This is a genomic window from Amycolatopsis eburnea (assembly GCF_003937945.1).
Taxonomy (GTDB): domain Bacteria; phylum Actinomycetota; class Actinomycetes; order Mycobacteriales; family Pseudonocardiaceae; genus Amycolatopsis; species Amycolatopsis eburnea.
This window is the reverse complement of record NZ_RSEC01000066.1, coordinates 191,033-204,819: the sequence shown is the minus strand read 5'-3', so window position 1 is coordinate 204,819 and position 13,787 is coordinate 191,033. Positions and strand designations below refer to the sequence as shown.

At 71.3% G+C, this 13,787-nt stretch carries 12 protein-coding genes; all 12 read left to right on the top strand.

Going from position 1 to position 13,787, the window contains the following annotated elements:
* Position 1 precedes the first annotated feature (1 nt).
* On the top strand, positions 2-1,747 hold the full coding sequence (locus EIY87_RS46950; RefSeq protein WP_125316588.1) for an NAD(P)H-dependent oxidoreductase subunit E: 1,746 nt from the start codon (positions 2-4) through the stop codon (positions 1,745-1,747).
* Positions 1,744-2,601 (top strand): 2Fe-2S iron-sulfur cluster-binding protein, encoded by an 858-nt coding sequence (locus EIY87_RS46945; RefSeq protein ID WP_125316587.1) that lies wholly within the window; start codon positions 1,744-1,746, stop codon positions 2,599-2,601. The genes EIY87_RS46950 and EIY87_RS46945 overlap by 4 nt, the downstream gene beginning before the upstream one ends.
* Positions 2,602-2,836: 235 nt before the next feature.
* Complete coding sequence (locus EIY87_RS46940) at positions 2,837-3,643, top strand: hydroxypyruvate isomerase family protein (protein WP_125316586.1); 807 nt, start codon at positions 2,837-2,839, stop codon at positions 3,641-3,643.
* On the top strand, positions 3,640-4,527 hold the full coding sequence (locus EIY87_RS46935; RefSeq protein WP_125316585.1) for a 2-hydroxy-3-oxopropionate reductase: 888 nt from the start codon (positions 3,640-3,642) through the stop codon (positions 4,525-4,527). The genes EIY87_RS46940 and EIY87_RS46935 overlap by 4 nt, the downstream gene beginning before the upstream one ends.
* A gap of 1 nt (position 4,528) precedes the next feature.
* Positions 4,529-6,217, top strand: coding sequence for a glyoxylate carboligase (gene gcl / locus EIY87_RS46930; RefSeq protein ID WP_125316584.1), 1,689 nt, complete (start codon positions 4,529-4,531; stop codon positions 6,215-6,217).
* Between the two features lie 195 nt (positions 6,218-6,412).
* Positions 6,413-7,282 (top strand): FAD binding domain-containing protein, encoded by an 870-nt coding sequence (locus EIY87_RS46925; protein WP_125316583.1) that lies wholly within the window; start codon positions 6,413-6,415, stop codon positions 7,280-7,282.
* Entirely contained in the window at positions 7,273-7,743 is a 471-nt protein-coding gene (locus EIY87_RS46920; RefSeq protein WP_125316582.1) for a (2Fe-2S)-binding protein, read from the top strand. Before EIY87_RS46925 ends, EIY87_RS46920 begins: the two co-directional genes overlap by 10 nt.
* A complete protein-coding gene (pucD, locus tag EIY87_RS46915) occupies positions 7,740-10,031 on the top strand; it encodes a xanthine dehydrogenase subunit D (protein WP_125316581.1) in 2,292 nt (763 codons plus the stop codon). The genes EIY87_RS46920 and pucD overlap by 4 nt, the downstream gene beginning before the upstream one ends.
* Position 10,032: 1 nt before the next feature.
* Positions 10,033-10,515, top strand: a complete 483-nt coding sequence (locus tag EIY87_RS46910) for a nucleoside deaminase (RefSeq protein WP_125316580.1) — start codon at positions 10,033-10,035, stop codon at positions 10,513-10,515.
* 199 nt (positions 10,516-10,714) lie between these two features.
* Positions 10,715-12,160: an NCS2 family permease gene (locus tag EIY87_RS46905; RefSeq protein WP_125316579.1), complete on the top strand. Its 1,446-nt coding sequence runs from the start codon at positions 10,715-10,717 to the stop codon at positions 12,158-12,160.
* A 10-nt stretch (positions 12,161-12,170) separates the two neighbouring features.
* The gene (locus EIY87_RS46900) at positions 12,171-12,548 is read left to right on the top strand and encodes an allophanate hydrolase-related protein (protein WP_125316578.1); all 378 of its coding nucleotides are present in this window, start codon (positions 12,171-12,173) and stop codon (positions 12,546-12,548) included.
* On the top strand, positions 12,545-13,639 hold the full coding sequence (locus EIY87_RS46895) for a glycerate kinase (RefSeq protein WP_125316577.1): 1,095 nt from the start codon (positions 12,545-12,547) through the stop codon (positions 13,637-13,639). Before EIY87_RS46900 ends, EIY87_RS46895 begins: the two co-directional genes overlap by 4 nt.
* Positions 13,640-13,787: the final 148 nt, after the last annotated feature.

The window sequence follows — 13,787 nt, the reverse complement described above, 5'->3', positions numbered from 1 at the left end:
AGTGGACCTCAAGCTCTTGGACGCCCTCGCGTCGCGGGAAGAGAAGGACGCCGTCGCGGGGTTCGCGGGCGGCGGCCGCGACCAGCTGCTGCCCGCGCTGCACGCGGTCAACGACCGGGTCGGCTGGATCAGCCAGGGCGCGCTGAACCTGATCTGCGAGACGTTGCACGTCCCGCCCGCCGACGCATACGGCGTGGCGAGCTTCTACTCGCTGTTCGCGCTGGCGGAGCGCCCGGAGCGGGTCGTGCACGTGTGCACGGACCTGGCGTGCCGGGTGAACGGCGCGGAGACCGTGTGCGACGTCCTCACCGAGCACGTCGGCGCCGCGGGGAAGGCGCGCGGCGGGGTCACGTGGCTGCGCAGCCCGTGCCTCGGCGTCTGCGAACGGGCCCCCGCGGCGCTGACGTTCCAGGCGGGTGACCCGGCCACGACCGAGCTGGTCGCCCCGGCCACCGGCGCGTCGGCCGTGCTGGCCGCACAGCGGGCACCGTCCGCTTCGGACGGTGCCGCGCCGGTGATCCACCAGCAGGAGGGACTGCGGCTGCTGCGCCGCGTCGGTGTCGTCGATCCGTCCAGTTTGGACGACTACCGCGCGACCGGCGGTTACGCGGCCCTGCGCAACGCCCTGCGCATGGGGGAGGCCGCGGTGCTGCGGGAGGTCACCGACTCCGGCCTGCTCGGCCGCGGCGGTGCGGCCTTCCCGACCGGGCGGAAGTGGGCGGCCACCGCCGCGCAGCCCGCCGGCCCGCACTACCTGGTGTGCAACGCCGACGAGAGCGAACCCGGCACGTTCAAGGACCGGGTGCTGCTCGAAGGCGACCCGTTCGCCCTGGTCGAGGCGATGACGATCGCCGCGTTCGCGATCGGCGCCCGGCAGGGGTACGTCTACCTGCGCGGCGAGTACCCGCGGGCGTTGCGGCTGCTGCGCAACGCGCTGGTGGTCTGCCGGGAGCGCGGCTTCCTCGGCACGGACATCATGGGGCACCACGGGTTCTCGTTCGACATCGAGATCCGGCGCGGGGCCGGCGCGTACATCTGCGGCGAGGAAACGGCGATCTTCAACTCGATCGAAGGCTTCCGCGGGGAACCCCGCACGAAACCGCCGTTCCCGGTCGAGAAAGGACTCTTCGGCAAGCCGACCGTGGTCAACAACGTCGAGACGCTGGTGAACGTGCCGCTGATCCTCACCGAGGGCGCGGCCGCCTACCGGTCGATCGGCACCGAGGCCTCGGCCGGGCCGAAGCTGTTCTGCCTGTCCGGCAACGTCGAGCGCCCCGGCGTCTACGAAGTTCCGTTCGGCACGACGCTGCGGGAGCTGCTCGCGCTGGCCGGGGGAGTCCCGGAGGGCCGCTCGCTGCGCGCGATCCTGCTCGGCGGCGCGGCGGGCGGGTTCGTCCGGCCGGACGAACTGGACCTGCCGCTCACGTTCGAGGACGCCCGGGCGGCGAAGACGACGCTCGGCTCCGGCGTCGTCCTGGTCCTCGACGACCTGGCCGATCTCGGCGGCTTCCTGCTGCGGATCGCGGAGTTCTTCCGCGACGAGTCGTGCGGGCAGTGCGTCCCGTGCCGGATCGGGACGGTCCGCCAGGAGGAGGCGATCCGGCGCGTCCTCGCGGCCGGCTCGGAGGAGCGGCCGCTGCTGCGGGAAGTGGGCGGGGTCATGCGGGACTCGTCGATCTGCGGTCTCGGGCAGACCGCGTGGAACGCCATCGAGTCCGCCATCGACCGGTTGGGAGCACTGCAGTGACCATTGTGGACATCGGGATCCCGAAGCGGCTGGTCGAGTTCACCGTGGACGGCGAGACCGTCCGGGTGCCCGAGGGATCGACGATCCTCGACGCGTGCACGGCGGTGGGCAAGGAGATCCCGACGCTCTGCTACGGCGACACCCTCGAACCGGCGAACGCCTGCCGCGTCTGCATGGTGGAGGTCGAGGGCTCGCGGACGCTGGTGCCGTCGTGCTCGCGCAAGGCCGAGCCGGGCATGGTGGTGCGCACCGACTCCGAGCGGACCCGGACCAGCCGCAAGGTGGTCCTGGAACTGCTCAGCTCGGCGTCGGACCTCTCGACCACCCCGCACGTCGACCGCTGGCTGGCCGAGACCGGCGCCGACCCGTCCCGCTTCGGCCCGGACGCGGCGACCGTCGCCCAACCGGCCATTGTGGACAACGAGCTGTACGTCCGGGACTACGAAAAGTGCATCCTCTGCTACAAGTGCGTCGACGCGTGCGGAGAGCAGTGGCAGAACTCGTTCGCCATCACCGTGGCGGGCCGGGGTTTCAACGCGCGGATCTCGACGGAGTTCTCGAACCCGTTGCCCGACAGCGCGTGCGTGTACTGCGGCAACTGCGTGGAGGTCTGCCCGACCGGCGCGCTGAGTTTCAAGCGCGAGTACGACAAGCGTGCGGACGGTTCCTGGGACGAGTCCCGGCAGACGCAGACGACGACGGTGTGCACGTTCTGCGGCGTCGGCTGCAACCTGACGCTGCACGTCCAGGACAACGAGATCGTCAAGGTCACGTCCCCGCACGAGAGTTCGGTGACGCACGGCAACCTGTGCATCAAGGGCCGGTTCGGCTGGCAGCACGTCCAGAACCGGTAGCTCGGCCGCCACGGATCCCGCGCAGTCAGGTTCGCGTCCGGAACGCCAACTCGCCAGACGACGGGGCCCCGGCAAAGTCGCCGCCGCCGGGTTTCATGACATCTCCCGCGCCGAGGCGCCGTGGCTCGACGAGTCGCGGCGCCTCTGTCGTTCCCGGGCGTTGACCCCGCCGCAGGTCACGGGCTATTCTCGATATGCGAAAGAAAGATTCCGGATAGCGAAATTTGAGGTAGCGATGCCCGAGCACTCCCTGCCGTACGTCGTCAACCTGTCGCTGCTGTTCAAGGAGGTTCCCCTCCTCGAGCGCGCGGCGGCCGCGCGGGCGGCGGGCTTCACCGACGTCGAGTACTGGTGGCCGTTCGAGTCCGCCGTACCCGCGCGGGACGAGGTGGACGCCTTCGTGAAGAGCCTGGACGGCGTCCGGCTGCGCGGGCTGAACTTCTTCGCCGGGGACATGGCCGCGGGGGAGCGGGGACTGGTGAGCTGGCTCGGCCGCGAGGCGGAGTTCGCCGACAGCCTGGTCGTGGCGCTGGGCATCGCCGAACGCACCGGCTGCCGCAGCTTCAACGCCCTCTACGGCAACCGGCTCGACGGCGAAGACCCGGTCAAGCAGGACGACCTGGCGCGCACGCACCTCGCCACCGCCGCGGAAGCCGCCGCGAAGATCGGCGCGCAGCTGGTCCTCGAACCGCTTTCCGGTGCGGACCGCTACCCGCTCAAGACCGCCGCGGACGCCGTGGCCGTGCTCGACGACCTCGGGCGCGACAACGTGCGGCTGCTGGCCGACCTGTACCACCTGGCAGTCAACGGCGACGACCTGGACGCGCTCGCGACGACGCACATTGCCCGGATCGGGCACGTGCAGATCGCCGACGCACCCGGGCGCCACCAGCCCGGCACCGGCTCGCTGGACATCGAAGGACACCTCGCGAAGCTGCAGAACGCCGGTTACGACGGGTTCGTCGGGATCGAGTACGTCCCGGAGCCCGACACCGTCACGTCGCTGGACTGGCTGCCGAAAACCCGAAGGGGACGAGCATGAAACTGGGATTCATCGGACTGGGCGTGATGGGCGCCCCGATGGCCGCGCACCTGGTCGCGGCCGGGCACGACGTCAGCGGCTTCGACGTGCACGCGGCGGCCGGCGAGAAGCTGGCGGCCGCCGGCGGGCGCGCCGCGACGAGCGTCGCGGACGCCGTCGCCGGCGCGGACGTCGTGATCACGATGCTGCCGAACCACCCGCAGGTCGAGGAGGTCGTGCTGGCCGCCGGTGGCGTGCTCGACACCGCCGAGCCCGGCGCCTTGCTGATCGACATGAGCACCATCCGGCCCGAGACGTCGATCGCGATCGCCGAAGCCGCGCGGGACAAGAAGATCCGCGTGCTCGACGCGCCGGTGTCGGGCGGCCAGGCCGGGGCCGAGCAGGCGTCACTGTCCATCATGGTCGGTGGCGACGCGGCCGACTTCGAGGCCGCCACGCCGGTGTTCGACGCGGTCGGCAAGACCATCGTGCACGTCGGCCCGCACGGCGCCGGCCAGGTCGTGAAGGCCGCGAACCAGCTCGTCGTGGGCGGGATCTACGGGCTCGTCGCCGAGGCGATCGTGCTGCTCGAAGCGTCCGGTGTGGACGCCGCCACCGGCCTCGACGTGCTCGCCGGGGGACTGGCGGGCAGCCGGATCCTCGAGTTGAAGCGCAAGTCCATGGTGGAGCGGGAGTTCGCGCCCGGCTTCCGGATCGACCTGCACCACAAGGACATGGGGATCGCGCTGGCCGCCGCCCGGCAGGCCGACGTCGCGCTCCCGCTCACCGGGCTGGTCGCCCAGCTCGTCGCCGCCGGCCGCGCCATGGGGTATGGCTCCCTGGACCACTCGGCCTTGCTGAAGGTCGTCGAACAGTTGTCGGGCCGCGTCCCGGCGGAGGTGTGACATGCCCAGAATCCCCGCGATGCAGGCGGTCGTCGACGTCCTGGAAAGCGAAGGCGTCGACACCGTCTTCGGCTGCCCGGGCGCCGCGATCCTCCCGCTGTATAACGCCCTACAAGGCCGGGCAATCCAGCACCTGATCGTCCGCCACGAAGAAGGCGCGACGCACATGGCCGACGGCTGGGCCAGGACGAACGGCAACGTCGGCGTCGCCATCGGCACGTCCGGCCCGGCCGGGACGAACATGATCACCGGGCTCTACACCGCGCACGCGGACTCGATCCCGATGATCTGCATCACCGGCCAGGCGGCGACGACGAAGCTGCATCAGGAGGCCTTCCAGGCCGTCGACATCGTCGAGATCGCCAAGCCGGTGACGAAGTGGGCGGTGCAGGTCAAGGAAGCCGCGCAGCTGCCGTGGATCTTCCGCGAGGCGTTCCGGATCGCCCGCTCGGGCCGCCCCGGCCCGGTGCTCATCGACCTGCCGATCGACGTCCAGAAGCAGGACATCGAGTGGGACTCCTCGATCGACTCGCCGCTGCCCGTGACGGCGGTGAAGCCCGCGCCCGCGCGGGTCGAACGCGCGCTGGACATGCTGCTGGCGGCCGAACGGCCGATCATCCTGGCCGGTGGTGGCGTCGTGCTCGGCGAGGCGAGCGAGCAGCTGCGGGCGGCGGCCGAGCGCCTGGACGTCCCGGTGCAGGTGACGCTGATGGGCAAGGGGAGCTTCCCCGAGGACCACGAGCTGTTTGCCGGGATGGCGGGCATCCAGACGTCGCAGCGCTGGGCGAACGCGGCCTTTCTGGAGTCCGACCTGGTGCTGGCGCTGGGCGCGCGGTTCGGCGACCGGCACACCGGCGAGCTGTCGGTGTACCGGGGTGACCGGAAGTTCATCCACGTCGACATCGAGCCGACCCAGCTGGGCAAGGTCTTCGGGCCCGACCTCGGGATCGTCTCGGACACGCGGGAGTTCCTGGACGCGTTGCTGGCGGCCCTGGAGCAGCGCTCGGTGGCGCCGCGGCGCGAGTGGGTCGGCCGGATCGCGGAGCTGAAGGAAGCGCTTCCCCGGCGCGAGGACTTCGACACCCTGCCGATCAAGGCGCCGCGGGTCTTCAAGGAGATCAACGAAACCTTCGGCGAGGACACCTACTTCGTCACCGCGATCGGGCTCTACCAGATCTGGTCGGGCCAGTTCCAGAAGGCGCACAAGCCGCGGCACTACCAGGTCTGCGGCCAGGCCGGCCCGCTAGGCTGGGAGATCCCCGCCGCGATCGGCGTCAAGAAGGCGCGGCCCGAGGCCGAAGTCGTCGGCGTGGTCGGGGACTACTCGTTCCAGTTCCTCGTCGAGGAGCTGGCGGTCGCCGCCCAGTACGACGTCGGGTTCGTGCTGATCATGCTCAACAACGAGTACCTCGGGCTGATCCGCCAGGCCGAGACCGGGTACGACATGAACTTCGAGGTCGACATCCACTACGACTCGAACGGCACGGACAACGTCAAGATCATGGAGGCCTACGGCTGCTCCGGCACCCGCGTGCACGAGCCGGGGGAGATCCGGACGTCGCTGGAGTGGGCCCGCAAGGAGGCCGAGCGCACCAGCCGCCCGGTCCTGGTGGAGATCATGATCGAGCGCGAGGGCAACGCCGCGATGGGTGCCGCGCTCGACGCCGTGAAGGAGTTCGAGCCCGCGTAACACCCCGCGTGACCACGGCCGCCGCGCGAGACCCTGACCTCGTGCGGCGGCCTTTCCGCGCCTGCGATCAGCGCGTTGTCGGAAAGTACAAACCGGGGCCGTAAATTCACCCGGCTTTCAGGGGTTTTGCCGTGGTCCCGGCCACACCCGAGCGTGTGTACTCCTTGACGAAGCAGCCCCGAAAGGACGTCCACAGTGGAATTCCTCCGACCCGCCTCGCTGGCCGACGCGCTCGCCGCGCGCGCCGCGAACCCCGGTGCGGTCCCGATCGCCGGCGGCACGGACGTGATGGTCGAGCTCAACTTCGACCACCGCCGTCCGGAGTCCCTGCTCGACCTCGGCCGCGTCGCCGAGCTGCACGAGCACGGCACCGACGGCGGCCGGATCCGGCTCGGCGCGGCCGTGCCCTACACCCGGATCATCGCCGAACTGGGCACGCAGCTGCCCGGCCTGGCGATGGCCGCGCGGACCGTCGGGTCCCCGCAGATCCGCAACCGCGGCTCCGTGGGCGGCAACCTGGGCGCGGCATCGCCGGCGGGCGACTCGCACCCGGCCCTGCTGGCAGCAGACGCCGAGGTCGAAATCGCGTCGGTGCGCGGCACCCGGATCGTGGCGGCGAAGGACTTCTACGTCGGGGTCAAGCGCAACGTCCTGGAGCCGGACGAACTGATCACGGCCGTGCTGCTCGAACCGGCCACCGGTCCCCAGCAGTTCAGCAAGATCGGCACCCGCAACGCGATGGTCATCGCCGTGGCCGCGTTCGGCCTGGCCCTGCACCCGGCGGAGCAGCGCGTCGGCACCGGTGTGGGCTCGGCCGCGCCCACGCCCCGGCGGGCGACGGACGCCGAGGAGTTCCTGGCCGGCGAGCTGGACTGGGAGTCGCGCCGGCCGGTGACCGACTCGGTGAAGCGCCGCTTCGGTGACCTCGTCGCCGCGGCCGCGTCGCCGATCGACGACGTCCGGGGCAGCGCGGCCTACCGGCGCCATGCGCTGGGGGTCATGGCGCGCAGGACGCTGACCTGGGCCTGGACCGAATACTGCGAGGGGAGCGCGAAGTGCGCGTGAACGTCACCGTCAACGGCGAATCCCGTCGGGCGGACAACGTCTGGGAAGGCGAGAGCCTGCTCTACGTGCTGCGCGAGCGGCTCGGTCTCCCGGGCTCGAAGAACGCCTGTGAACAGGGCGAATGCGGTTCCTGCACGGTCTACCTCGACGGCGTGCCGGCGTGCGCGTGCCTGGTCGCGGCGGGCCAGGCCGAGGGCCGTGACGTCGTCACCGTCGAAGGCTTGGCGGAGGGGGACGACCTCGACCCGGTGCAGGAGTCGTTCGTCGAGAAGGGCGCCGTCCAGTGCGGGTTCTGCACGCCCGGCCTGCTGGTCGCCGCGCACGACCTGATCGAGCGCGTCCCCGACCCCAGCGACGTCGAGATCCGCGAGGCGCTCGCGGGGAACCTCTGCCGCTGCACCGGGTACGAGAAGATCCTCGACGCGGTCCGCGACGCGGCCGCGAAGAAGGCCGTCCGATGAGCGCGCCGGCCCGCTCCCCGCAGGAGCTACAGGACACGATCGCCGGCGGCATCGGCGAAAGCCCGCTGCGCCCGGACGGCACGCTCAAGGTCCGCGGCGAGTTCGCGTACTCGTCGGACCTGTGGCACGAGGACATGCTGTGGGGCGCCACGCTGCGCAGCCCGCACCCGCACGCCCGGATCGTCCGCCTCGACGTCTCCCGCGCGCTCGCCCAGCCGGGCGTGCACGCGGTGCTGACGCACGAGGACGTACCCGGCGAGAACGTCTACGGCCTCAAGTACCAGGACACCCCGGCGCTGGCCGACGGCCTGGTCCGCTACCAGGGCGAGCCGATCGCCATCCTGGCCGCCGACCACCCGGAGATCGCGCGGCAGGCGCTCAAGGAGATCGTCGTCGAGTACGACGTCCTCGAGCCGATCACCGACCCCGAGCGCGCCGCGCACGACGACACCCTCCCGAAGCTGCACCCGGACGGGAACCTGGTCCGCCACCAGCGGATCGTGAAGGGCGACCCGGCCGCGACCGCGGACGTCGTCGTCTCCGGCGTCTACGAGATCGGCATGCAGGACCAGGCGTTCCTCGGGCCGGAATCCGGGCTCGCGGTGCCGGCCGAGGACGGCGGCGTCGACCTCTACCTGGCGACCCAGTGGCTGCACGTCGACCAGCGCCAGACGGCGAAGGCCCTCGGTCTGCCCTTGGAGAAGGTACGGCTGACGCTGTCGGGCGTCGGTGGCGCGTTCGGCGGCCGCGAGGACCTGTCGATGCAGATCCACTCGTGCATGCTCGCGCTGCGCACCGGCCGCCCGGTGAAGATGAGCTACAACCGCCTGGAGTCGTTCTTCGGGCACGTGCACCGCCACCCGGCGAAGATGTATTACGAGCACGGCGCGACGAAGGACGGCAAGCTCGTCTACGTCCGCGCCAGGATGTACTTCGACGGCGGCGCGTACGCGTCCAAGACCCCGGTCGTGGTCGGCAACGGCACCACGCTCAGCGTCGGTCCCTACGACGTTCCGAACGCGCACATCGAAGGCTGGGGTGTCTACACGAACAACCCGACCTGCGGCGCGATGCGCGGGCTCGGCGCGGTCCAGCCGACCTACGCCTACGAGTCCCAAATGGACAAGCTGGCGTCCGCTTTGGACATGGATCCGGCGGAACTGCGGATCCGCAACGCGCTGGGCGAAGGGTCCACTGTGGTCACCGGCCAGGTCGTCGACTTCCCGGCGCCGGTGGCCGAGCTGGTGCAGCGGGTTCGCGACCTGCCGCTGCCGCCCGCACGCGGTGAGCACGTCGACATCCGCGAGCTGCCCGGCGGCGCGTCCAACACCACCCACGGCGAAGGGGTCGTGCGCGGTGTCGGCTACGGCGTCACCATCAAGAACATCTCCTACGCCGAGGGCCTCGACGACTACTCGACCGCCCGCGTCCGTCTCGAGGTGCTCGGCGGCGAGCCGGTGGCGATGGTGCACACCGCGGCGGCCGAGGTCGGCCAGGGCCTCGTCACCCTGCAGCAGCAGATCGCCCGCACCGAACTGGGCCTGACCCGGGTCAGCGTGCACCCGTCCGACACGAGCGTCGGCGACGCGGGGTCCAGCTCGGCGTCGCGCCAGACGTACGTCACCGGCGGCGCCGTCCGCAACGCGTGCCGCGCGGTCGCCGAAGGTGTCTACGCGCGGCTCGGGGTGTCCGCCGAGGGCATGTCCCTGGTGGGTGGGAAGGTCGTCGCGGCCGACGGCGAAGTCGTCGCGGACCTGGCCGAGCTGCTCGGCGACACCGCGATCGAGGAGACCCGCGAGTTCCACCACCGCCCGACCTACCCCCTCGACCCCGAGACCGGGCAGGGCGACGCCCACGTGCAGTACGGGTTCTCCGCCCACCGCGCGGTGGTCGACGTCGACCTGGACCTCGGCCTGGTCAAGGTCGTCCAGCTGGACTGCGCCCAGGACGTCGGCAAGGCGATGAACCCCGACGCCGTCGTCGCCCAGATCCAGGGCGGCTCCGCGCAGGGCCTCGGCCTCGCTGTGATGGAGGAAATCCTGGTCAAGGATGGCAAAGTCCGGAACCCGTCGTTCACCGACTACCTCATCCCGACCATCCTCGACATGCCGCCGATGCACGTCGACGTCCTCGAACGCCCCGACCCGCACGCGCCCTACGGCGTCCGCGGCGTCGGCGAACCGCCGACGATCTCCGCGACGCCGGCGATCGCCAACGCCATCCGCGCGGCCACCGGCCTCGAACTGCCGCGCGTCCCGATCCGCCCCGAGCACATCACCGGAGTCTGAAATGACCACGTCGCTTTCCGTCGAACAGGAGTGGCTGGACGAAGCCGTCCGGATCGCCACGCAGAACGTCCAGAACGGCGGCGGCCCGTTCGGCGCGCTGATCGTGAAGGACGGCGAAGTCGTCGCGACCGGCGTCAACCGCGTCACCGCGAACCTCGACCCGACCGCGCACGCCGAAGTCGTCGCGATCCGGGCGGCCTGCCAGGCGCTCGGCACGTTCAAGCTCGACGGCTGCGTGCTCGTCTCCAGCTGCGAGCCGTGCCCGATGTGCCTGTCGTCGGCGCTGTGGGCGCGCGTGGACAAGGTCTTCTTCGCCGCCGACCGCGACGACGCGGCCAAGGCCGGCTTCGACGACCGGGCCTTCTACGAACTCTTCGACCGTCCCCGCGAAACGTGGACCGTGCCCGTGACCCGACTGTCCACGAAGGATGGTTTCGCCCCCTTTGCGGCTTGGCTCGACAAGGCCGACCGCACCGACTACTGACCCACAAGGCCAGCTGACCGGAGCACAACCCAATCGAACGTCCCGCTCGGCCAGGCACGGCGTAGTGCCTGGCCCTGGCCGAGCACACCCGATGAGGATTATTCAGCCGTCGCCCGGCGCAAAGTCCCTGTTGGGTTGCACGCGCAAGTCCGTTGCGCCGGGCTAGCCCGAATAACCCTCACCGGCAAGGGCAGGACGCATGACCCAGACCGAAGTCCCCACCCCAATAGTCGACGAAGTACCGCCCCAACGGCGATCGCTGCTCGACAAGCTGTTCGAGCTGCGGGCCCGGCAGAGCACGATCGGCCGCGAAGTCCGCGGCGGCGTCACGACGTTCGTCGCGATGGCGTACATCGTGCTGCTCAACCCGCTCATCCTCGGCGCCTCCGCCGACATCACCGGCGCCCGGCTGTCGGCGGCGCAGGTGACCACCGCGACGGCGCTGGCCGCCGCCGTGATGACCGTCCTCATGGGACTCGTCGGCAACGCGCCCCTCGCGCTCGCCGCCGGGCTCGGCATCAACGGCATCGTCGCCTTCCAGATGGCCCCGTCGATGACCTGGGCGCAGGCGTTCGGGCTGGTCGTGCTCGAAGGCGTCTGCATCGTGCTGATGGCCGTCAGCGGCGTCCGCGAGCGGATCATGAACGCGATCCCGCGGCCGCTCAAGATGGCGATCACCGTCGGGATCGGGCTCTACATCGCCCTGGTCGGGCTGGTCAGCGCCGGGTTCGTGACCCGGATGCCGGACTCGGCGCAGACCACGGTCCCGGTGCGCCTCGGGGCGAGCGGGCACCTGCACGGCTGGCCGATCGTGGTGTTCTGCTTCGGGCTGCTGCTGATGATCGTGCTGCTGGCTCGCAAGGTGCCGGGCGCGGTGCTGATCAGCATCGGGGTGGCGACGGTGTTCGCGGTCGTGCTGCACGAGGGGTTCGGCGTCGGCGGCTGGGGCCTGACCACCCCGGCGCTGCCCGACCACGTCGTCGCGGCGCCGGACTTCGGGCTCTTCGGCCACATCGACCTGTTCGGCGGGTTCGCCTCGGCGGGCGCGCTGGCGGCGACGGTGTTCCTGTTCACGCTGGTGCTGTCCGGCTTCTTCGACGCGATGGGCACGATCACCAGCGTCTCGGACGAAGCCGGGTTGTCGAAGAACGGCAAGGTCCCCCGGATGGGCCGCATCCTGCTGGTCGACGGCGCGGGCGCGATCGCGGGCGGTGTCACCGGCTCGTCGCCGAACACGGTGTTCCTGGAATCCGCGGCCGGGGTCGGCGAGGGCGCCCGGACCGGTCTCGCGAGCGTCGTCACCGGGCTGCTGTTCGCCGGGACGCTGCTGTTCACCCCGCTCGCCGGGGTGGTCCCGGCCCAGGCGGCGGCGCCCGCGCTGGTCGTCATCGGCGGCATGATGGTCGCGCAGTGCCGCAACATCCCTTGGCACGACCCGGACTACACGATCCCGGTGTTCCTCACCGCGGCGCTGATCCCGTTCACCTACTCGATCACCAACGGCGTCGGCGCGGGCCTGATCGCGTTCGTGCTGATCAAGATCGGCCGCGGCAAGTGGCGCGAGGCCGGCTGGCTGTTGTCCTTGCTGGCGCTGGTGTTCGCGGTGTACTTCGCCGTCGACGGCGTCGAAGCCCTCTTCCGCTAAGGAGATCCCCGTGGCCCTGATGTTCTTCAACGGCGGCGCCATGCGTGGCGAACCGCTGCACCACCTCCTCGACGGCTCGCCGTTCATCGGCACCGCCCGGACGGCGGCCAAGTACCGCTTCTATGCCGTCGGTTCGCAGTGCCCAGCGCTGTACCCGGTCTCGCACGGCGGCGCGGAGGTGGCCGGCGAGGTGTACGACGTCTCGCTGGACGACCTGCGCGACAAGGTGCTGCCCTCCGAACCGCACGAGCTGGAGCTGGGGGTCGTGGAACTGTCCGACGGCAGTTCGGCGTTCGCGATGCTGCTGCGGCGGCCGTACACCTCGCACGTCGCCCTGCGGGACATCACCGAGATCGGCGACTGGCGGGCGTACAAGGCGAGCGCGTGAAGGTCCTCGTCGCGCCGGACAAGTTCAAGGGGTCGCTGACCGCGGCCGAAGTGGCGGCGGCGGTCGCTGACGGCCTCGCCGACGCCTGCCCTTCGCTCGAGGTCGCGACCCTCCCGGTGGCGGACGGCGGCGACGGCACGGTCGACGCCGCCGTCGCCGCCGGGTACGAGCGGGTGACGGTCCCGGCCCGCGGCCCGACGGGGGTGCCCGTGACGGCGTCCTACGCGGTTCGCGGGGACACGGCGGTGGTCGAGCTGGCGGAGGCGTCCGGGCTGCACCGGTTGCCCGGCGCGCCGGCGCCGCTCACGGCGACGAGCGCGGGAACGGGCGACGTCATCGCGGCGGCGGTGGCCGCCGGGTGCCGCCGGATCGTGCTGGGCGTGGGCGGGAGCGCGTGCACCGACGGCGGCGCGGGCTTGCTGACGGCGCTGGGGGCCCGGCTTCTGGACTCGTCGGGCCGTGAACTTCCGTTCGGTGGTGCGGCCTTGGCGCGGCTGGCGTCGTTGGACGTGTCCGGTCTGTCCAGAGTGGACATCGAGCTGGCGAGCGATGTGGACAATCCGCTCTATGGGCCGTCCGGGGCTGCTTTTGTTTATGGGCCGCAGAAAGGCGCCTCACCTGCGGACGTCGAGACGCTCGATTCGGCGCTGCGGCACTGGGCGTCCATCGCCGGTCCGGAGTTCGCGGACCGGCCCGGTGCGGGGGCCGCCGGGGGAGTGGGGTTCGCGGCGATGGCGGTGCTGGGGGCTCGGATGCGACCGGGGATTTCGTTGTTGCTGTCGCTGCTCGGGTTCGAGTCCGCGCTGGCCGGGGCTTCGCTGGTGGTGACCGGGGAGGGGTCGCTGGACCGGCAGACGTTGTCCGGGAAGGCCCCGGCCGGGGTGGCGCGGGCTGCGGCGGCCGCGGGGATTCCGTGTGTCGCTGTTTCCGGGAGGTGTCTGCTGTCGGCGTCCGAGCTGGCGGAGGCGGGGATCTCGGCGGCGTATGCGCTGACGGATGTGGAGCCGGACCCGGCCCGCTGTATGGCGGAGGCGGCTCCGCTGCTGCGGCGCTTGGCCGGGCGGATCGCGGCTGAGCACGTGGCTCGGTGAGCCGCGATGGGTGGTCGCCTGGCTCGCCGGGGTCGCGGCTGACCGCCTGGCCTGGCGACCCGCGTTCGGTGGCCGTCTGACTTGCCGGGTCGCGGCTGTCCGCGTGGCCCGGAAAGCTGCTGGGTCGCCTGGCTGTCCGGGCCGCGGC

Coding starts and splice junctions, on each gene's coding strand:
- EIY87_RS46940 (WP_125316586.1), top strand. CDS start 2,837: ATGCCCGAGCACTCCCTGCCGTACGTCGTCAACCTGTCGCTGCTGTTC.
- EIY87_RS46910 (WP_125316580.1), top strand. CDS start 10,033: ATGACCACGTCGCTTTCCGTCGAACAGGAGTGGCTGGACGAAGCCGTC.
- EIY87_RS46935 (WP_125316585.1), top strand. CDS start 3,640: ATGAAACTGGGATTCATCGGACTGGGCGTGATGGGCGCCCCGATGGCC.
- EIY87_RS46905 (WP_125316579.1), top strand. CDS start 10,715: ATGACCCAGACCGAAGTCCCCACCCCAATAGTCGACGAAGTACCGCCC.
- pucD (WP_125316581.1), top strand. CDS start 7,740: ATGAGCGCGCCGGCCCGCTCCCCGCAGGAGCTACAGGACACGATCGCC.
- gcl (WP_125316584.1), top strand. CDS start 4,529: ATGCCCAGAATCCCCGCGATGCAGGCGGTCGTCGACGTCCTGGAAAGC.